The sequence below is a fragment of the Porphyromonas sp. COT-290 OH3588 genome, assembly GCF_000769075.1.
GTDB lineage: Bacteria > Bacteroidota > Bacteroidia > Bacteroidales > Porphyromonadaceae > Porphyromonas.
On record NZ_JRFC01000040.1, the window covers coordinates 1 to 20,012 of the forward strand.

Here is a 20,012-nt window from a genome sequence, read left to right on the forward strand (position 1 = left end):
CATGTCGATACAGTTAATTACATATTAAAGATAGTAATAATCAGAGATATATACAACGTTTCTAACCGAAAAGAGGCAAAATGCCGTGCAATGGTCTCATATGGGGCTTGATCAGTCCTTTTGTGTTGTAAGGATCCTTCGTCTGTAAGAGATATTGTAGCCTTGTATCGGGTAGCAGAGTATAAATTTGAGGGAATGTACTTGGTCATTAAGATTATTCCCCTAACTTTGCTTGTGTAGATATTCTTGGGGGTGCCCCACTGTGGTGGCTGAGATAATACCCGTAACCTGATCCAGATAATGCTGGCGTAGGGAAAGAAGCTAGAGTTGCCCGAGCAACTTCTCCTTTTGGTTAATCGTACCATAGCCCACTCTGGGCAAGCCTTCCGAGAGACTACCTGATTTTTAATTAGCTATCACTCGATAACGAAGGTTATATGCAAATAACACTCAATCATCAGAGCACAGAGGTCAGCGACTATCTATCCTTAGAGGTCTTACTTCGCGAGCAAGGCCTTGGTGGGACGCATATCGCTGTAGCTATAAATCAACAAGTCGTCAGACGTGAGATGTGGTCACAGACTATATTGCAGTCTGGCGATGCCGTGCTTATTATAGGAGCAATCAAGGGTGGATAGTATAATTGCCGTGTAAAAACACCCGAGTTGAGCCTTCCCCTACTCCCTCCAAGCGAACTACTAAGGCTAGATTTATCTACATAAGAAATTGCTAGACTTCTCTTTTGCTCGGAGGAGGGCTGGGGTAAGGCCTCAACACAGAGCCTATACAACAGAACATTATACACAAAAAATCAAAAAATTATGAGAGCCAAAGACGAAACGAAGGAGCTCAAGATCTCCACTGGCCCCCTAGCTGGTAGCACCAAGATCTATGTGCCGGGGAAGATTCATGATATACAAGTGGCCATGCGTCGCATAGATCTCTCTCCGACAGTCCTAGAAGATGGCACGATAGAGGAGAACGAATCTGTAGTTGTCTATGATACCTCTGGCCCCTACACCGATTCCAATTATCAGGTAGACCCACAAAAGGGACTCCCCAAGCTAAGAGAGCAGTGGATTGAGGAGAGAGGCGATACCAAACGCTTAGAAGTACTTAGCTCCGAGTATGGACGTATGCGCCGTGCGGATAGTCGTTTAGACTATCTACGCTTCGAGCACATTGAAGACCGCCCTCGTATCGCATTAACGGACCAACCTGTTAGTCAGTTGTGGTATGCCCGCCAAGGCATCATCACACCAGAGATGGAGTATGCCGCTATCCGCGAAAATCAGCTCTGCGACGAGATTAAGTCCAAATACAAGAAGGAGCGCGGGGAGAGCTGGGGAGCTCATCTACCCGACTTTATTACCCCCGAGTTTGTACGCGACGAGATCGCTGCGGGGCGCGCTATCCTTCCCGCCAATATCAATCACCCCGAAACCGAACCCATGGTCATCGGGCGCAACTTCCTTGTTAAGATTAACGCCAACCTAGGGAACTCACCACTGACAAGTTCGATCCAAGAAGAGGTAGAGAAGGCCGTCTGGGCCATTCGCTGGGGAGCAGACACCATCATGGACCTCTCTACAGGGCGCAATATCCACGAAACTAGAGAGTGGATCGTACGCAACTCTCCAGTACCCGTAGGTACAGTACCCCTATATCAGGCTCTAGAGAAGGTAAAAGGCAACGTCGCCGACCTGACTTGGGAGATCTACCGAGATACCCTCATCGAGCAGGCAGAGCAAGGCGTGGACTACTTCACCATCCACGCAGGCCTACGCTGGGAGCATGTACCTTTGACGATGAATCGCCTCACAGGTATTGTGTCACGCGGGGGTGCCATCATGGCCAACTGGTGTATTACGCACAAGCAAGAGAGCTTCCTCTACGAGCACTTCGAGGAGATCTGCCAGATTCTAGCGCGCTACGACGTGGCTGTATCTATCGGGGATGGATTGCGCCCCGGCTGTATCGCTGACGCCAATGACGAGGCGCAGTTCGCCGAGCTACGCACTCTAGGCGAGCTCGCTAAGATTGCCGACCGACACCATGTACAGGTAATCATCGAGGGCCCCGGACACGTACCCATGCAGAAGATTAAGGAGAATATGGATCTGCAGCTTGATCTTTGCAACGAAGCTCCATTCTACACCCTCGGGCCACTGGTAACAGACATTGCTCCCGGCTATGACCACATCACCTCTGCCATTGGTGCTACAATGATCGGCTGGTTCGGCACCTCGATGCTGTGCTACGTAACGCGCAAGGAGCACCTAGGTCTCCCCAACCGCGACGATGTCAAGGAGGGTGTGATTACCTACAAGCTCGCAGCCCATGCTGCCGACCTAGCCAAGGGACACCCTGCCGCATACTTCCGCGACTGGGCGATGAGCAAGGCCAGATACGAATTTCGCTGGATTGACCAGTTCCACTTGGCGCTAGACAGCGAGACAGCTCTCAAATTCCACGACGAGACGCTTCCTAGCGAGGGGCACAAGAAGGCACACTTCTGCTCTATGTGTGGCGAGCACTTCTGCTCTATGCGTGCCTCCAAGCAGCTACACGACCGCATCCGTACAGGAGAGAGTTGTGGTAGTCAGCAATAGAACTCAGCCTGCTAGGGCTATAAACTAGCAATTCGTTCTTTGACGTATTTGATAGGACAGATATACTACTATCGAGATAGGGGTATGGTAGGGTGGCGGCGTAGATCACGGCATTCGTTACCTAAGCATTAAGGCTACGATGCCACACTGCCATACCCCTACGATGGTATCCTTTTTAGTTTCGTTTCAGTTTCCATCTCATCTTCATCATACCTCTGCCTATGTTCATTGCTATTACTCCTCCCACTGCTACTGCAGAGACCTTACGGGTCTACAATCAGCTTTTTGCTCTTGGCTTACAAGCCCTACACCTACGTCTCCTGAGTGCCGATCGATCGGCATACGAGGCTGCAATATGCGCTATCGAGCCCAAGTATCGCCATCGGCTCGTCCTATGCGACCACTTCGATCTCCTCCCCATCACAGGAGCAGGGGGTATCCATCTGCGCACGAGCCTCATCGACCGATGGCGCGAATTCTCTCACTATGGTGGGCGCATCAGCGCCTCCGCACATAGTATAGATGAGCTCGAGCATCTACCCTTTACTCCCACCTATGCCCTACTAGGCCCAGCCTTCGACAGTATATCCAAAGTTGGCTACCGAGCAGGCCTAAACCTAGAGGATTGCCGAGAGAGACTGCCTCGTCTTCCATTCCCAGTGATTGCTCTAGGAGGAATTACTCCCCAGAGAGCTAGAGAAGTCCTCCAGTATGGCTTCTCGGGGGCTGCTGCGCTGGGCTATCTATCGGATAACCCAAGAGAGCGATTCGTTGAGTTCGACTTGCCTTGTGTGCTGTCTCTTGCGGGACACGACCCCACGAGTGGCGCTGGCTTAGTCGCCGATGCTCGTGCCATAGCTGTAGAGAGGGGCTATCCGTTAACCATTTGCACAGCTCTCACCGAGCAGCATGAGAGCCACTTTGCCTCCGTCCTTCCTCTGTCTTGGGAGCAAATAGAGCGTCCATTGCTATGCCTCCTCGAGAAGCATCGCCCGCTATCAGCCAAGATAGGTCTGGTAGCAAATCTCGAAGAGGCACTTCGGCTCGTTGAGGCCCTACAGTGCCATGGCGTTCGCCACATCATTTGGGATCCTATCCTCTCGGCTACTGCTTCGTCCGAAACCATACATCCAACCTATTCCCACCAAACCCTAAGCCAAATATTAGACGCTGTAAGCCTCATCACTCCGAATAGGCCAGAGGCTATCAGACTCTTTGGATCCGATCAGCCCGAGACCCTCAAGGAGCTAAGTAAGAAGCATCAGATCGCCATTCTACTTAAAGGTGGGCACAGCGAAGATGTGTACCTCTCATGCGATCAGCTCCACCTCTCCACTGGCGATACCTATATATATAGCGTACCGCGCACACCGCACGACAAGCACGGCACGGGCTGTACGCTTTCGGCTGTGATTGCCACCAAGCTAGCGCAGGGGTATGATTTTCCTATGGCCTGCAGACTAGGCCAATGGGCAGTAGATAGGCTTCGTCGCTCTAGTACGCAGCTATTAGGTAGCCTAGAGACCAATACTGCAGGGTTTAACAAAGAGACTAGGCTGGAGACCTGCCATCTCCAGTACATCACGGACAGCCAAGACCTCGACGAACTGCTAAATAGAGCTAGGGCAGCTCTGCAAGGGGGTATTCGTTGGATTCAGCTGCGTATGAAGCACAGCACCTCATCCGAACGCCTCAGAGCAGCCCTTGCGCTCAAAGAGGAGATGAAACGTTATGCCAGTTCAACCCTCATTATAGACGACGATGTAGAGGTTGCGCTACAGTGCGATGCTCACGGCGTACATCTTGGGCTAAATGATATGCCCATCGCCGAGGCGCGCAAACTGCTGGGAAGCGACAAGATCATTGGTGGAACCTGCAACCGAGCCGAAGATATTGAACTTCGCGCTCTAGAGGGTGCAGACTATGTGGGTGTGGGTCCATGGCGTATGACTTATACCAAGGAGCGCCTAGCCCCTATATTAGGCGAGACTGGGATGAGGAATCTCGTCACGCGCCACCGGCAACTCCCCCACTCGATGCCCATAGTAGGCATTGGAGGGATCGAGCTGGAGGACTTCGGCACACTAGCATGGTTAGGCCTTAGTGGGATAGCCCTATCAGGCCTAATTAACCACGCCGAAGACGTTACCGAGCAAGCACGCCTAGTAGTCGTAGAGATAGACAAATACTGGGGCAAGTAGTACAGGTACAGAGGGCTGGCAGAAGTAAATAGAGTAAGCACTAGATTTTCTATATCTTTGTACCGTATCATAAATAACGGGGTAGCTTCGTTATTGTATGGTAAACCTATACTATATGACAAGTAACAAGACATATCAAATCCTTTGGGCAGATGATGAAATCGACCTGCTCAAACCTCATATCCTCTTCCTAGAAACCAAAGGCTATATCGTAACGCCTGTACTTAGCGGTACGGACGCCATAGAGGCTGTAGAGAACAATCACTACGACCTCATCTTCCTCGATGAGCACATGCCTGGGCTTACGGGGCTAGACACACTCCAGAAGATTAAGGAGATTAAGCCCTTTATCCCCGTAGTGATGGTAACCAAGAGCGAGGAGGAACAGTTGATGCATCAAGCTATCGGGGGCAAGATCGCCGATTATCTAATCAAACCTGTCAATCCCAATCAGCTACTGCTCTCGCTGAAAAAGAATCTGCATCAGTCGAGCATCATCAGTGAGACAACGACGATGAACTACCGCCAAGAGTTTACGCAGATTGGTGCTAGTATGAGCGATAGACTAAGTCTAGACGAATGGAAGGAGCTCTATCGACGACTTGTCTATTGGGAAATGGAGCTACAGGACGGAGATAGGCAAATGGGAGAACTACTCGAGATGCAGAAGAGTGAGGCTGGTCGTCTATTCAGTCGCTTCATCTCGCGCAACTATGAGGACTGGATTGCCAGTCCAGAGAATAAGCCCGTGATGAGCCCCGATCTATTCAAGACCAAGGTATTCCCTCTGCTAGATAAGGGCGAGAAGGTGTTCTTCGTCTTGATTGATAACTTCCGACTAGACCAATGGGAGAGCGTCAAGGGGTTACTTAGCGAATTCTATACTTTCGACGAAGATCTCTACCTCTCCATCCTACCTACGGCGACTCAATATGCGCGCAATGCTATCTTCTCTGGGCTTATGCCTCTAGACATTGCCCGTATGTTCCCCGATTTGTGGGTCGATGAGGAGAGTGAGGAGGGCAAGAACCTCAACGAAGAACCAATGATTCGTACGCTGCTTGAGCGTTACCGCAAGCGCTATAGCTTCTCCTACAACAAGGTTTACGAAGCACGCTATGGCGAGCGTCTGCTCAACAACATCCATGAGCTCAAGGAGTATGACCTCAACGTCATCGTCCTCAATTTCGTTGATATGCTTTCTCATGCGCGTACCGAGAGTAAGATGATACGCGAGCTAGCCAACACGGAGGCGGCTTATCGCTCACTGACGACTAGTTGGTTCCGTCACTCAACGACCTACAACCTATTTAAGCAGATTGCACAGATGGGCTACAAGGTTATCCTGACCACAGATCACGGTACTATACGAGTGAAGAACCCAGTGAAGATCATCGGCGACAAGAATACGAATACCAACCTGCGCTATAAGGTGGGCAAGTCCCTCAGCTACGACGCCAAGTATCTCTTCGAGATTACAAAGCCAGAGCGTATCGGTCTGCCCAAGACGCACCTCTCGGACCGCTACGTATTCAGTCTAGGCAACGACTTCTTTGCCTATCCCAATAACTACAACTACTACGTGCAGTACTATAGAGATACCTTTCAGCATGGAGGCGTTTCGCTAGAGGAGATGCTCGTACCCATCATCACAATGCAACCCAAATGAAGGAACAAACTAGCTACCGAATAGAGACTATCGATGCACTGCCACAGGTGGTCGAGCGCTTCATCGACGAAGTGATACCATATGGAGATATATTCTCCTTCACTGCTCCTATGGGGACAGGCAAGACTACGTTCATCAAGGCACTGGCTGAGGCTCTCGGGGTAGAGGACGTCATTAATAGCCCGACCTTCTCTATCATTAACGAGTACCGAGCAGAGCCCTCGGGCGAACTCATCTACCACTTCGATTGCTACCGCCTAGAAAAGCTAAGCGATGCGCTTAACTTAGGCGTAGAAGACTACCTAGAGAGCGGAGCGCTCTGCCTGATTGAGTGGCCCGAGATCTTAGAGGAGATATTGCCCGCCGACACAGTACGTGTAACGATTGAGGAGGAAGCCGGCACTGGTGCTCGCCTACTGACTGTGACCTATTACAAAAACTAGTCTAGCATCTATAGTACCATGAACTATTTACATATCGAGAACGAAGGCTTCACTGGGCGTGGCTCAATTGAGGTTATTTGTGGCTCGATGTTTAGCGGTAAGACCGAGGAGCTGATGCGTCGGCTTCGTCGTGCCAAGATTGCCAATCAGAGCGTGGAGATCTTTAAGCCAGCCATTGATATGCGCTACGACGAGACACAAGTTGTTTCGCACGACCGCAACAAGACCGAGTCCACACCAGTAGACAGCTCTGCAAGCATATTGCTGATGTCTTCGGATGTCGACGTCATTGGCATTGACGAAGCGCAGTTTTTCGACGATGGCATCATCGCTGTTGTCCAAGAGTTGGCCGATCGTGGCGTCAGAGTGATCATCGCGGGATTGGATATGGACTTCCGTCGCCAGCCCTTTGGGCCAATGGCAGGTCTATGCGCCATTGCCGACTCTGTAGACAAGATCCACGCTATCTGCATGGAGTGCGGTCGCCTTGCCAACTATTCTTTTCGCCGTGTCTCTGGCTTGGCACAGGTCATGCTCGGCGAGATGAAAGAGTACAGCCCTCTATGCCGCACATGCTACCTCAAGCACCAGCAAAATACTAATTCACTAATGATAAATCAATCATGAAATTAATCTCTACTACCTTACTTATACTAGCCGTGGCCAGCGGACTAACCAGCTGCGTTATTGGTAACAAAAGCTATCCAACTCCAATCGAAACGACAGCCAATCGTCAAGCGAATAAAACATTGATGAGCCCAACCCTCGGAGGCAAGCTCTATACCTCCGCTTGGATACAACGCTCGGCAGAATACAAGGCTCTTTGCCTACAGGCGTACAACATCGCCTCATTTCGCCTAGACGCAGCTACAGCCAAACCTCTTCAGTCGGGGCAGAAACCTTGGGCAATCGTCACCGACATTGACGAGACCATTCTCGATAATACGCCCAATGCTGTGCACCAAGCGCTCAAAGGCGAAGACTACACAGACGCCTCGTGGGACGAATGGTGTGATAGAGCCGAGGCAGATACCCTAGCAGGGGCGAGAGACTTCTTCCTACGTGCCGACAAAGCAGGCGTGAAGATCTTCTACATTTCCAACCGCAACGAGAAGAATAAAGCTGGTACGCTACGCAACCTAAAGGCCTTTGGCTTCCCACAGGTTGTAGATAGCCAGCTCATCCTACGCTCTACGACTTCGGACAAGACAGCTCGACGGAATTATGTGCTAGAGCAATACAACATCTTGATGCTCATTGGTGACAACCTCGGAGACTTTGACCATATCTTTGATAGCTCCAACGAGCTCGAGCGCAAGGCAGGTCTCAATCGCTTCGTCAAAGAGTTTGGCAATCGCTTTATCGTATTGCCTAATCCGAACTATGGCACTTGGGAGAAAGCGATGAATCAAGGCTATCCTCCTCTGTTCGAAAAGGACAAAAAGCTTAAAAGCACTCTACTGCGCAACTACTAGACGAATAATTTTTGCGCTACCATCAAGCTGTTCAAAGCCCCGTTTCTAGGAGGTTTGGACAGCTTTTTAAATGGGTATGATCTATCATATTGATAAGTTTTCACTATTGATAAATTATTTTATTTGCAAATTTATGTAGCTTTGCAGACGATTCGAAAGGAAACACTTTGAGAAGGATCATAAGACGAAATTAAGATTGTATGAAAAAGATCGTATGGAGCCTAGCTCTAGCTGTAACTCTCGTAGCCTGTGGCAAACAGAACGAGCCAATACTAGAGCCCAAGAACCCAGAAATAGAAGAGCCAACTAAAAAGGACGAGCCTAAGCAGGAGGCACCCAAGGGGGAAGACCCTAATGAGGATGCACCTAAGCCTGACGAGCCTAAGCCCGACCAGCCAAACCCAGATGCACCTAGGCCTGACGAGCCAAATACAAAGCCCACGGACTTCTATCTAGGTACTCGTATGCAGGTTAATTGGGGTGTAAAGTCTGACGTCTACCTAAAGGCTGTTGACTTCGAAAGTCTGTTTGTGCACAACAACGCACAGGGCTTCACAATGGAGAAACTCAAGCCATACCTCAAGATTTACTCGACAGATCTATCGGGCAAACCATATACGCTTACGGACGAAGATCTAAAGCTTGTGCAGATCATCGATGTACGATACGAGAACAACTATTCTGGCAATGGTAGCATCACCTTCAAAACGAAATACAAGAGCTACCAAAGCGACTCTCGCCACAGCTTACCTTTCGACCGAAACGCGTTCTATGCAAATAAGGTGAAGCTCGACCCAAGCTTCGCTGGCAAATGGTACATGCGTGGCGTTGCCAAGTATTTGGCTCTGTTCTACGGCGATGCTGTAACGTACGACCGAAATCTCTACGCAGCCGAGCTCGACGAGCGAAGCATCGACTACAGAGATAGCGACAACTCTATCCGCTTCAATCTCGTATTTAAGTATTTGGAAACAGATAAAGAACTTGCACAAATCCCTATCACTCTAATAGGCTTTAAGTCGCTCAAGACTCTCCAACAGGATATGTTCGTTTCTCAAACGCATGAACTCAAAGAGGTGATGACAAGGAAAGTCCAGACCTATAAGGAGGGTCGTGACCTAGCTAAGCATATAGAGTCTGGAATATCTAACTGGATGAAGAGTGCCAGCGTAGGTATTCGACAAGGAGAGCGTGCAGCTAATATGCTCCAATGGGAAACTGTTAGTGTTCCTGGTGGTAGTGTTAATACACTTACTCCAGAAACGTGGCGCAAGAGAGATCTGGATATTTACCTAGAAGATCCTAGATTTTCTGTAGCAGAAGCTAAACTTGTCGGTCGCAACCTAGAGCTTAAACTCAAGCTCAACTACGTAAATACAATAGCTCTGGACAATGTGATCCTTCCCCTGACGGTACATGACGTCCAGAATTAAAGCTGAAATCCTCCATTCTAATCCCGTAGGTGCAAGTAGCATCTACGGGATTGTTGTATCTGTCCTATCGAGTGCGTCAAGCAAGATTATTCATCAATATACAGATAGGACTATGCAACCATTAACGATTAAGCAGTATCAGTTTACGTCTCGTCTATTCCTCGGGACGGGCAAATTTGCTTCTAATGCCATCATGGCAGACGCCATCGAGGCATCTGGCAGCGAGCTAGTAACAGTTGCCCTCAAGCGCATCGACAGCAGCAGCGCTCACGACGAATTGGTAGAGACCATCAAGGCTCCCGGCGTACAGCTCATGCCCAATACCTCTGGCACACACAACGCCGACGAAGCGATCTTTGCAGCTCGTCTGGCTCGAGAGGCATTCGGCACAGACTTCATCAAAGTAGAGATTCACCCCGACCCCAAGTATCTCCTGCCCGACCCCTTCGAGACGTTCAAGGCCACAGAGGTGCTCGCCAAAGAAGGCTTCGTCGTGATGCCCTACATCCAAGCTGACCCTATCCTCTGTAAATATCTAGAGGATGCTGGCGCAGCAGCGGTGATGCCACTTGGTGCACCTATTGGGAGCAATCAGGGACTCAAGACCAAGGATCTCATCAGGATTATCATCGAGCAGAGCCGTGTGCCCGTAGTGGTGGACGCAGGTCTAGGTGCACCATCGCATGCAGCAGAGGCTATGGAGCTGGGAGCTGATGCCGTACTCGTCAATACGGCTATTGCCTCCGCCGGAGATTCTGTAGCCATGGCGCGTGCCTTCGCACTAGCGACTGAGGCCGGACGCATGGCCTACGAGAGCGGATTACCAACACAGCGCGCGAGCGCATCGGCTAGCTCTCCTATCGATCACTTTTTCGGTTTCTAACCACAACCTATAGTATAGATAGACAAGCAATGAGTTTCTACGACGAACTACAAAAGCTAGACTGGGAAGAAGTAACGCACTCTATCTCCAACAAGACCGAGGCTGATGTGCGTCGTGCCCTCTCTGCAGATCGACTAGGGCTAGAAGACTTCAAAGCCCTCATATCACCCGCAGCCGAACCTTTCTTACGTGAGATGGCCGTCAAGGCAGAGCAGCTGACGGTGAAGCGATACGGACGTACCATACAAATGTATGTACCTCTATATCTCTCCAATCACTGCTCCAACTTCTGTGTCTACTGTGGCTTCAACTGCCTCAATCAGATCAATCGAGTCAAGCTAGACGTGCCGCAGATTATGGACGAGATAGCAGTGCTCAAGGACTGGGGTTACAAGCATATCCTCCTAGTATCTGGCGAATCTCCTCGCCTAACCCCTGCCGCCTACTACGAAGAGGTCGTACGTGCCGTCCGTCCACACTTCTCTCAAGTGTCGCTAGAGGTACAGCCACTGCAGGCAGAGGAATACGCTAAGCTCGTAGAGGCAGGTGTGAGCTTCGTCTGTGTGTATCAGGAGACCTACCACGAGGGAGCATACCCCAAGTACCACCCCAAGGGACTTAAGGCCAACTTCCGTTACCGTCTCGAGACTCCGGAACGATGCGCCGAGGCAGGGATACGAAAGGTCGGCATCGGCGCCCTGCTAGGTCTAGAAGACTGGCGGACTGATGCCTTCTTCACCGCCCTACACCTTAACTACCTCGAGCGCTACCACTGGCGGACCAAATACTCTATCTCTCTGCCAAGGCTACGCCCCCATCTAGGTGAGTTCGAACCCAAAGATCCGATCAACGACCGCCAGATGGCTCAGCTGATTTGTGCCTATCGTCTCTTCGACCCCGAGGTAGATATCTCGCTATCGACGAGAGAGGGTTCTGCCTTTAGGGATATGGCTATGCACATCGGGGTGACCTCTATGAGTGCCGGCTCGAGTACAGAGCCAGGCGGATATGCCAAGCCAAAGAAGGAGCTAGAGCAGTTTGAGATTAACGACGCACGTAGTGTTTCCGAGATGGCGGAGGCAATATGCGCCGAGGGATATCAACCTGTCTGGAAGGATTGGGACTTTTGGTTATGATCCACCACGATATATCCAAGCGCTACATACGCCAAACGATGCTGCCACAGATAGGCGAAGCTGGGCAGGCTAAGCTATTAGGCCGCTCGGCTCTAGTAGTAGGGGCTGGGGGGCTAGGTTCTCCCATTCTTTACTACCTTGCGGCAGCAGGTGTAGGGCGTATTGGCATTGTAGACGACGATCGGGTTAGTGTAAGTAATCTACAGCGTCAGATACTTTTTGCCGAAGGAGATTTAGGCAAAAACAAGGCAGAGCAGGCCGAGCGGAGGCTGAAGCTCCTCAATTCGAACACACACATTGAGGTCTATCCGCATAGACTGACCTCGGAGTGTGCCGAAAATATTGCCTGCGACTATGACCTAATCATAGATGCCACCGACAATTTGGCCACACGCTACCTGCTAGACGATACAGCTCGCACCCTAGGCAAGCCCTATCTATACGGAGCGGTGGAGGGATTTGTAGGGCAATGTGCGCTCTTTCATGTTGAGGGAAGCAGTGGGTATCGCGATCTCTTCCCAGAGTTCGACGTCGAGGCTGATGCACGTCCCATAGGCATAGTCGGTGCTGTCGCTGGCAGTCTAGGCGCTATTATGGCGACAGAGGCTATCAAAGTACTACTAGATATGCCTACCTCACTCGCAGGCTACCTGCTATGCCTAGACCTAGAGAAGATGTTGTTTAGCCGGATTAAGCTTTGAGCTCAAAGCGATGTCGCTTCCTCTGCTATATGTAGTAGAGTCTGACTGATACTTCAGAGAGGTTATTAGGTAGAAAAGGTAACGTAAAATCAATATCTTACGTTACCTTTTCTTGTTCTTTGCTACCCCGATGAAGCCAGAGGATGCAGTAGCCTATTTGCGGAGATTTTAGTGTCGGCCACGCACAGAGCGTCCCGCATTGCGTGCCGGCTTTTCGGCCTTGGGCTTCGCTGCCTTTGTTGTCTTAGCTGTACTCGTCTTTGTGCTCTTGCTCGAGCTCTTGGCCGAGCGAACACGTTTGTCGCGGCTGTTGCGTGCGGTCTTTTCTGCGCTTGTCCGCTCGCTCGTCTGTGTTTTGACTGTATCTGCGATGAATAGATTCTGCTCAAATTTGCTTAGCTCCCCTTCAATCCGCTTGCGCTCTGCCTTTAGCGAATCTGGCGTCGTGGCATATTGTGCGAGTGAACGATTGAGGAGGTTTTGCGTTTTGATAATTTCGCCGTGATACATCTTCAGTCTGAAGAAATCATCGAGCGTAGCGGAGGCAACATTGTTGTAGCTACTAAGCATCACGGGCTGAGCGCTCAGATGAGGGCGTATGACCTCGTATGGTAGCCAGAATAGAGGCATAGGTACCTCACCATAGTCCCCAAGATCATAGAGAATAGGGCAGATTGCCTCGACCTTGACGTCGTAGGTTGATGTACGCTGGTCGAAGTACCAAGTCTCTTTGAGGTAATAAGCCTTTACCTCGCTTGAGGGAACGTCTGGCAAGGCGACTTCGTAGCGTGCATTGCCTTTGCCTCGCCCCTCTGTGTAGCTTATGCGGAAGCGATCAAGGAGATCCTTGAACTTGAGCTCGTGTTTCTGATCGAAAACCTCAGGCCCATCAATATACTCATACCCCTTGATTTGCTCGGTGGCAATGAGGCGAAAGAGCTTGGTGAATAGGTTCTGCGCTTGCTCTGTGCTGGTAGTAGGGTAGTACAGAGCAGCATTGCGCTCGTCCGTTAGGTCTAGGTAGCGGTAGACCGTACGTCTCCAATTGACGTGGTCGGTATCTCGGCTCAGTAGACGGCTCTGATCTAGAGCTCTCTGGCTGAGCGAGGACTCTGGTGTGGCTCCGCTCGCTTGCTTCACTCTAGGCTCTCCTGCTCGGCGTACCGTAGCCTCCTGAGCCGAGGTGCTACTATGAGAGGCTACTACTGCTGCCAGAAGGCCAATTATTAGGGTTGTCTGTCTTAGCATCGTCGTGATTCGTTAGTTGAGGATTAGCTCAAGAGGAGCAATCTTACGCTCGATGCCATCTGCACCACGAGCGATTACCTCGGTAATGTATAGTCGTTTGCCTCTGGAGGCGTTACGTATCTGTTGAATCTGTCTTTCGGAGAAGCTAGCCCCTTGAGATATTTCTGGGATTGCATTTCCCATGGAGTCGAAGCTTACAATCTGGAACTTGAGTACCGTGTACGCTACATCTAACAGAGAGTCATCGATGGCAGCTTTGATACCACCAGCCGCCAGTAACGATTGTTTGGTGATACGTCCTCCCTTGAAGCGCTTGGCTGCTCCTGTCGCAGGGTCTTTGATATCTATATAAGGCATCGGGTCGGGTAGAGCTCGTACACGTAGCGTGGAGCGTCCCATCACCGAGGTGCGTCCGTCGGGCATCCGTGCCGATACGGTAACGGTCGCCTCGCTACCTACTTGAGATGGGCGAGCAACCCATAGGTTCCCCTGTCTTGCTATAGACCCACCAGTCATGGAGGCGGTCACAGCACTTGATGGTATGCCCGGTACGGCTATGTCAATCTTATTGTCAATCCCTGCGTAGAGGACGTTCATCAGTATGGGAGCGACCGTGGCCATTGGCTCTACCACAGTGTACTCGCTGGAGAATTCTCGCTGCTCGATCTGGCCAGAGGGCATCTGCATTTCGATAAATCCCTTGACTGGGAAAACACCACTGCTACGTGTCTGGACGGTGTATAACCCGCCAGCCTCGGCTGGTAGCTCTGTGCCAGATACCACTATGCGAGGCGACTGAGTAGTGTCGGTGCTGCTGAGTACGATCTGAGCACGATAACTATCTCCACGCATAACGATACGGCTCTCTGGTATGATCTGTGCTGATAGACGGTTTACCCTTAAGTCGCCTGCATCAATGCTTTTGATTAGAGTAGAGAGCAGCTGTCCCTCGGTGTAGCGGAGGTCATTTTGTAGTTTAGTCAGTAGCGTGATTGCAGCAGCCGAAGGCATACCAGAGAAGTTGGCTTCCTCCCATGACATACCCGAGGGGCCACTCTGGGTATCGAGTAGGGAGAGTAGTCGTTGTGTGTCAGCGTTCTCTGGCATGAGCGTCTGGGCTAGGGAAACGAATTGCTCAATAGAGTCACGCAGAGCACGACCTCGCTTGCTGAGCGGGTTGAGCATTACCTCGTCTGAGGCTCCTAGATAGTCACGTCGCCTCAGTGAGTCTGCTTGGGCATCTGCTCCATCTGTTTGTTCGGCGATCATCTGTTTGAGCGTTTGGATCTGTGCAAATAGAGCATCTACCCTCTGGCTAAGGGATTCGCTTCGTTTGTACCACTGCTCTGTTTTGGCTGGGTTGTGCTTGTAGGCATCGGCCATAGCTCGTCCGAGCGCATCGTTTTGCTCCTCCGTAGAGGCGATACTCTGCTTGAGCCCTCGCTCTACTTTGGCGAAGCCCTCCAAGACATCCGATGAAACATTGAGCGCCATCATGGCAATGAAGACGATATACATCAGATTAATCATCTTCTGCCTATTGGCATTCCCTCCACTATTTGCCATAGTTTAGTCTTGTGTCGTGCTGGACTGATGAGAGGTATATGGCGCACCCGGCGCACCCGGCATACCCATATTGACGGTGAGTGCCTCTAGCATACGGGCGTATACCTGATTGAGCTGTCGCAGCTGCTGAGCCATACGCTCATTCTCGCTCCGGAAGGTGTGGCTATCCACGACGGAGCTGTCATACATAGAGCTAATCTGATGCAGGCCAGAGTTAATCTTGTCTATGGCATCAATCTGGCTGCTGATACCCTTGAGTTGAATCTCGTAGATGGTATTAAGTCCCGAGACGTTTCGTGCTAGGATTTCCATCTGCTGGAGATACTGCTGAGAGCCCTTGCTTAGAGATTCGTAGTCGGAGGCCATAGCCTGATAAGTCCCCATCATATCCGTAGATACACGTGCGATGCGAGAGAGTTGCTGTGCTGCCTCGCCAAGAGCCGTGATACCCGAGGATAGACGCTCTAGCTCCTCTTGTGGCAGCAAGTCGCTCGCTACAGCACTTGTAGTATTGGCGGCCGAGTGGCTCCCAATACTAGGCATAGAGCCTAGCGCCGAGGTGCCTGCCGAAGTTGTGAGCTCTTGTTGCCTCTGCGCCTTCTCGAGTAGATAAACCCTGCGTGCCTCCATCTCCTCTCTGTCCATAGGATTGGTGGAGTTGAGCTCAGGGAACACTTCTTCCCAATTGTAGGTAGGGGCTGGCTTCTCGAAGCCCGAAACGAAGAAGACAAAGAACTCCGTCATCATACTGACGAAGAGGATCTCATTGCCATAGGGTAGGTGAAGCAATTTGAAGAGTGCTCCCAGAATAACGAAAGCAGCCCCCCACGAATAGAAGAGATTTAGAATGCGCTTGCCACGATTACTCGCCAGAAACATCTCTAGCTTATTCTTATAGCGTCTGTAGGGTTTCATTGTCTTAGTTAGTCTTGTTTATTTGCCGAAGTCGATGGCTGTACGTACACAGCGGAACCCGATGTACGAGTGTCCACGATCTTGGAAGGCAGATGCTCGGCTGTTGGAGCGAATATAGCGAGCAATGTCCTTCCATGATCCTCCTTTGATGACTTTCTTTGCTCGTGCGTGCGGATCGTCCTGAGCGGCATGATAGGTTAGCTCGGGATTGACGTCGTCTGTTTGCTTTAGTCCCGATACGCTCCATGAGGTACTTGTCCACTCGGCTACGTTACCAGCCATGTCAAAGAGGCCGTAGTCGTTAGGGTTAAATGAACCAACTCGAGCTGTGATCAAGTGCTTGTCTGCAGTATAGTCGCCGTCCGAGGGTTTGAAGTTGCCCAGCAGGCAACCTTTGTCCGAGCGCAAATCTTCGGCACTCCAAGGGTAGGCTAGATTGGTTTGTCCTGCACGTGCTGCGTACTCCCACTCTGCCTCTGTCGGTAGACGGAATGCCTCGGCTACTTGTCCCTCTGGGAGCTTTACTCCCATGAGGTAGTACATCGTACGCCAAGAGCAGAATGCCTGTGCTTGCTCCCACGATATGCCTACGACCGGGTAGTCGTCATAGCCCGGGTGGTTGAAGTACATACGAGTATAGGTTTCGTTTGTAGAGTTGGGAAAGTCATTGACCCAAACACTCTCGTCTGGATAGATGGGGACGATGTAGGTATTGAGGAAGTCGTACTCACTCTTGAGCTCACGAGTAAGCGTCTGGCGCACTACACGACCAGACTGGTCAATGTAGGCAGTGTCTTTGGCGATCATGATTGGCGTCTGACCTGCCTCGCCTTGCCAGTTGGGGTTGCCCTCTGGGCGACGTAGTTGGTGGCGGTATAAGGCAGCCGAGCGGTGGTCATACACCTCGTAGCGGTAGAGGAGCTGTCGAGGGTCTAGGCTACGCTCTCCCGTGACGGGATTGGTATAGTAGAGGCTATTGATAGCCTTAAGCTCCTCGTCCGTAGCACGCTTCTCCGAGGGAATTGGTCTAGACCAGTCTAGCTGTGGCTTGATGGGTTCTCCGTATTTGTCTTCGGTTATTTTGTACGTTTCGTCCCCTCCATATGCGGGATCGGCTAGGCGCTCACGAATGATAGAGTCACGTACATAATGAACGAATTGTCTATACTGAGCATTGGTAACCTCGTGGCGATCCATCCAAAATGCGTCCACCGAGATAGCACGAGATACAGCGGGTTCTCCCCACAGCGTATCGGCTTCTTTCTGACCGAGTATGATGTGTCCACGTGGTATTTTGACCATACCATAGGGAGCTGGTTCGCTCCAGCTAGCCAAGCGTGCACCCACAAGCTCGCCCCCCACCGTAGGGCGAGAGGCTCCACAGCTAGAGAGTAACGCAAAGCCCATGGGTATACCCAATAGGCTTACTAGACTTTTTCTCATATTTATTCTTTACTATTCTTCTTGCACGTTGCCAGTACTACAGCAGGCGAATACTCTTGTAGGTCGGCTTCTTGCCTCCAGAGAGGTCTATGGGCATTGAGTAGGTCGCCACTAGCTCATGGTTGCCCCAAGAGGCTCGCCTAAGCTCCGTCGTAGGGAGCTCGTACTGGTACCCGATGTAGCCTTTGCCGAACCGCATACCCAGACCTAGACCTACGGCTAAGCTGGGGCGATACAGTAGAGCCACCCTGAATCGATCTGCATACCATGTATCTAAACGCAAATCAACTCGATAAAATTGCCTCTCGTCTATCTGAGCGAGTACCGAAGGCTGCAACTGCCACCTCCCACTCAGCGTGCGATAGTTGTAGCCAGCCACTAGTGTGTAACTACGTATTCGCTCACGACGGTAGAGGTTGTCCAGCACAATGTCGGGCGCTAAGAGCTGATTGACGGATAGACCTGCGTAGTAGCGCTCTGCTTGATAGTAAACGCCCAGCTGAGCATCTATACCACGCCCCGACACATCTCCTGCTGGTAGTGCAGAGTCTGTCGGGGATAAGCCCTCAACCCCGCCGGGTATGAAGATCTTACTTCCCTCAAAAGTACTAGAAATAATAGAGCCTCCCAAACCTACTTGTAGGTAGCTTTTGCCGAGCTTGAGCCTCAAGGCATAGCGTGCTGTGAGCTCTGTGTCTTTGAAGAGACCAATCTGCTGGTTGGACATCTGTACGCCTAATCCTTGTCTTACGCCAAGCCAAGATATAGGCATATCGCCCATGACGAGAAAACTTTTGGACGCCCCCTCTAGTCCCTCTAGTTGCCTATTGTGCACAGCTCTAAGGTAGAGCTCGCTACCTAGAGCTAGACCAGCGGGGTTAAAGTGCGGAAGCAACTCGGTGTATTGTCCTAGGGGTAGGGTAGTCTGAGCAAAAAGCCCCTGCCCCAAGCTAATCATAGCTAGGAGGCAGAGGCCTTTGATTTTGTTGCTGTATTGCTTCCTCATCAGATAGGTTGCGCCGAGCGAGCCACTAGCGTCGTAGCCCCAACGCATACTTACTCCTTGGTTTTGGGAGCGAAGTGACTAGTACTCCTCTTCGTCGAAAAAGAAATCTTCTTTGCTTGGATAGTCCGGCCAGATATCTTCGATAGACTCGTACAGTTCGCCTTCATCTTCCATTTCTTGGAGGTTTTCAATGACCTCTAGAGGCGCACCAGAGCGTTGGGCGTAGTCGATGAGTTCTTCACGAGTTGCAGGCCAAGGGGCGTCTTCTAGCTTAGACGCAAGTTCCAGTGTCCAATACATAGTTTTTTAACGTAATTATTCAGTTTTATATTGATTTCTTGGCGCAAAAATAAGGAATAATTTGAGATTTCCAAGAGTTTAATCAAAATATCCTTCTGGGTTAGGTCTTAGTTTTTTCAAATACCTCTGATTGATAGTTGGTTTCATTAGTAGATATGGCAGAGGTATAGGCTCTCTTATGTGTATGTGTAGGAATGGTTCTCTAGGGAGTACGGCGTTGTAGCAAGCCTTGAGTGTGTTTGAGTGATTGGTTGGTGGAGAAGCTCCTCGACCTTTTGCTCTCTTCCTTTTGTATTGTAGCCGTTCTCGTGGGCTGATAGTGTCGCTGTCAAAAGATGTGACAGAGGGGTTACATTTGCTTAGATATGAGCGTAGGGTTTAGGTTAGAATTGTGGATTTGTCTGCATCGTGTTAGCCCTAGCGGTAAGGTTTCGGGTTAGGTTTGTTGGGTTTCTCGTTGGCTTCATGGGAGGTGCCTGTTGTAAGGTTTAGCTTTTTGCAGACTGAGTATTGGCTCATGTAGGCGCGTATTCTTCATCTTTTTGGTTAATGATTGTAAATGTGTTGTTTAGAAATTTCATTTAATGAGAGCTATTTTCTGAAAAGTCGCTCAGACTTCTTGGGGGTTGAAGGAGTGATTCGTGCGGACTAGTGGACTAATCATTTAGGGTATGTCCATCAATCAGGAAGGATTGATGGGAGGAAAATCTCAAAATAGTACTCTTATGTTCAGAAATCTCTGGATGTCTAATATTATCCATCTGTATGTTAGATGTTTGAGTTGCACCCCTTTTGAGCCATGATCTCTGTCGCTCTGGAGGGGGATGCCAGAGCTGGAGCTAGACTCAATGTAGGCCTTGCTAGGGGGTAAATACGAGGTTGGGGATTTTTTAGCTAGACACGTAGAGGACTATACGTTTGTATGTTTCAAGTGTTATTAAGTGTTAATCCTCTTCTTGTCTTTACCTGATCATTGCGCAG

At 50.4% G+C, this 20,012-nt stretch carries 17 protein-coding genes and 1 riboswitch; of the genes, 11 read left to right on the top strand and 6 right to left on the bottom strand.

Annotated elements, in window-relative coordinates; translation table 11 throughout:
* Positions 1-238 precede the first annotated feature (238 nt).
* Positions 239-332, top strand: a riboswitch (TPP riboswitch).
* A 105-nt stretch (positions 333-437) separates the two neighbouring features.
* The 11 genes from thiS to HQ48_RS08140 all read left to right on the top strand — a co-directional run bounded on the left by thiS (position 438) and on the right by HQ48_RS08140 (position 12,553).
* Positions 438-638: a sulfur carrier protein ThiS gene (thiS, locus tag HQ48_RS08090; protein ID WP_044233035.1), complete on the top strand. Its 201-nt coding sequence runs from the start codon at positions 438-440 to the stop codon at positions 636-638.
* Positions 639-821: 183 nt separating this feature from the next.
* Positions 822-2,612: a phosphomethylpyrimidine synthase ThiC gene (thiC, locus tag HQ48_RS08095; protein ID WP_044233036.1), complete on the top strand. Its 1,791-nt coding sequence runs from the start codon at positions 822-824 to the stop codon at positions 2,610-2,612.
* A 221-nt stretch (positions 2,613-2,833) separates the two neighbouring features.
* On the top strand, positions 2,834-4,813 hold the full coding sequence (thiE, locus tag HQ48_RS09090; protein ID WP_052409032.1) for a thiamine phosphate synthase: 1,980 nt from the start codon (positions 2,834-2,836) through the stop codon (positions 4,811-4,813).
* A 115-nt stretch (positions 4,814-4,928) separates the two neighbouring features.
* Positions 4,929-6,482 carry a bifunctional response regulator/alkaline phosphatase family protein gene (locus HQ48_RS08105; protein WP_044233062.1) on the top strand — a complete coding sequence of 518 codons (1,554 nt, stop codon included), beginning with the start codon at positions 4,929-4,931 and terminating at the stop codon, positions 6,480-6,482.
* Complete coding sequence (tsaE, locus tag HQ48_RS08110; protein ID WP_044233038.1) at positions 6,479-6,925, top strand: tRNA (adenosine(37)-N6)-threonylcarbamoyltransferase complex ATPase subunit type 1 TsaE; 447 nt, start codon at positions 6,479-6,481, stop codon at positions 6,923-6,925. The genes HQ48_RS08105 and tsaE overlap by 4 nt, the downstream gene beginning before the upstream one ends.
* 18 nt (positions 6,926-6,943) lie before the next feature.
* The gene (locus tag HQ48_RS08115; protein WP_044233039.1) at positions 6,944-7,552 is read left to right on the top strand and encodes a thymidine kinase; all 609 of its coding nucleotides are present in this window, start codon (positions 6,944-6,946) and stop codon (positions 7,550-7,552) included.
* Positions 7,549-8,400, top strand: coding sequence for a 5'-nucleotidase, lipoprotein e(P4) family (locus HQ48_RS08120; RefSeq protein WP_052409033.1), 852 nt, complete (start codon positions 7,549-7,551; stop codon positions 8,398-8,400). Before HQ48_RS08115 ends, HQ48_RS08120 begins: the two co-directional genes overlap by 4 nt.
* A gap of 200 nt (positions 8,401-8,600) precedes the next feature.
* A complete protein-coding gene (locus tag HQ48_RS08125) occupies positions 8,601-9,833 on the top strand; it encodes a hypothetical protein (protein ID WP_044233041.1) in 1,233 nt (410 codons plus the stop codon).
* 112 nt (positions 9,834-9,945) lie between these two features.
* Positions 9,946-10,716 carry a thiazole synthase gene (locus HQ48_RS08130; protein ID WP_044233043.1) on the top strand — a complete coding sequence of 257 codons (771 nt, stop codon included), beginning with the start codon at positions 9,946-9,948 and terminating at the stop codon, positions 10,714-10,716.
* A 29-nt stretch (positions 10,717-10,745) separates the two neighbouring features.
* Complete coding sequence (thiH, locus tag HQ48_RS08135) at positions 10,746-11,852, top strand: 2-iminoacetate synthase ThiH (protein ID WP_044233045.1); 1,107 nt, start codon at positions 10,746-10,748, stop codon at positions 11,850-11,852.
* The gene (locus HQ48_RS08140; protein WP_044233047.1) at positions 11,849-12,553 is read left to right on the top strand and encodes a HesA/MoeB/ThiF family protein; all 705 of its coding nucleotides are present in this window, start codon (positions 11,849-11,851) and stop codon (positions 12,551-12,553) included. The genes thiH and HQ48_RS08140 overlap by 4 nt, the downstream gene beginning before the upstream one ends.
* Before the next feature lie 168 nt (positions 12,554-12,721).
* Here HQ48_RS08140 and gldN read toward each other — a convergent pair whose 3' ends face one another.
* The 6 genes from gldN to HQ48_RS08170 are packed head-to-tail and all read right to left on the bottom strand — an operon-like array spanning position 12,722 to position 19,031.
* A complete protein-coding gene (gldN, locus tag HQ48_RS08145) occupies positions 12,722-13,801 on the bottom strand; it encodes a gliding motility protein GldN (protein ID WP_044233049.1) in 1,080 nt (359 codons plus the stop codon).
* Between the two features lie 12 nt (positions 13,802-13,813).
* The gene (gene gldM, locus HQ48_RS08150; RefSeq protein WP_044233051.1) at positions 13,814-15,367 is read right to left on the bottom strand and encodes a gliding motility protein GldM; all 1,554 of its coding nucleotides are present in this window, start codon (positions 15,365-15,367) and stop codon (positions 13,814-13,816) included.
* A 3-nt stretch (positions 15,368-15,370) separates the two neighbouring features.
* Positions 15,371-16,282 (bottom strand): gliding motility protein GldL, encoded by a 912-nt coding sequence (gene gldL, locus HQ48_RS08155; RefSeq protein WP_044233053.1) that lies wholly within the window; start codon positions 16,280-16,282, stop codon positions 15,371-15,373.
* A gap of 18 nt (positions 16,283-16,300) precedes the next feature.
* Positions 16,301-17,725, bottom strand: a complete 1,425-nt coding sequence (locus HQ48_RS08160; protein ID WP_044188675.1) for an SUMF1/EgtB/PvdO family nonheme iron enzyme — start codon at positions 17,723-17,725, stop codon at positions 16,301-16,303.
* 37 nt (positions 17,726-17,762) lie between these two features.
* Positions 17,763-18,779 carry a PorP/SprF family type IX secretion system membrane protein gene (locus tag HQ48_RS08165; RefSeq protein ID WP_044233054.1) on the bottom strand — a complete coding sequence of 339 codons (1,017 nt, stop codon included), beginning with the start codon at positions 18,777-18,779 and terminating at the stop codon, positions 17,763-17,765.
* Positions 18,780-18,809: 30 nt separating this feature from the next.
* Positions 18,810-19,031 (bottom strand): DUF2795 domain-containing protein, encoded by a 222-nt coding sequence (locus tag HQ48_RS08170; protein ID WP_044188679.1) that lies wholly within the window; start codon positions 19,029-19,031, stop codon positions 18,810-18,812.
* Positions 19,032-20,012: the final 981 nt, after the last annotated feature.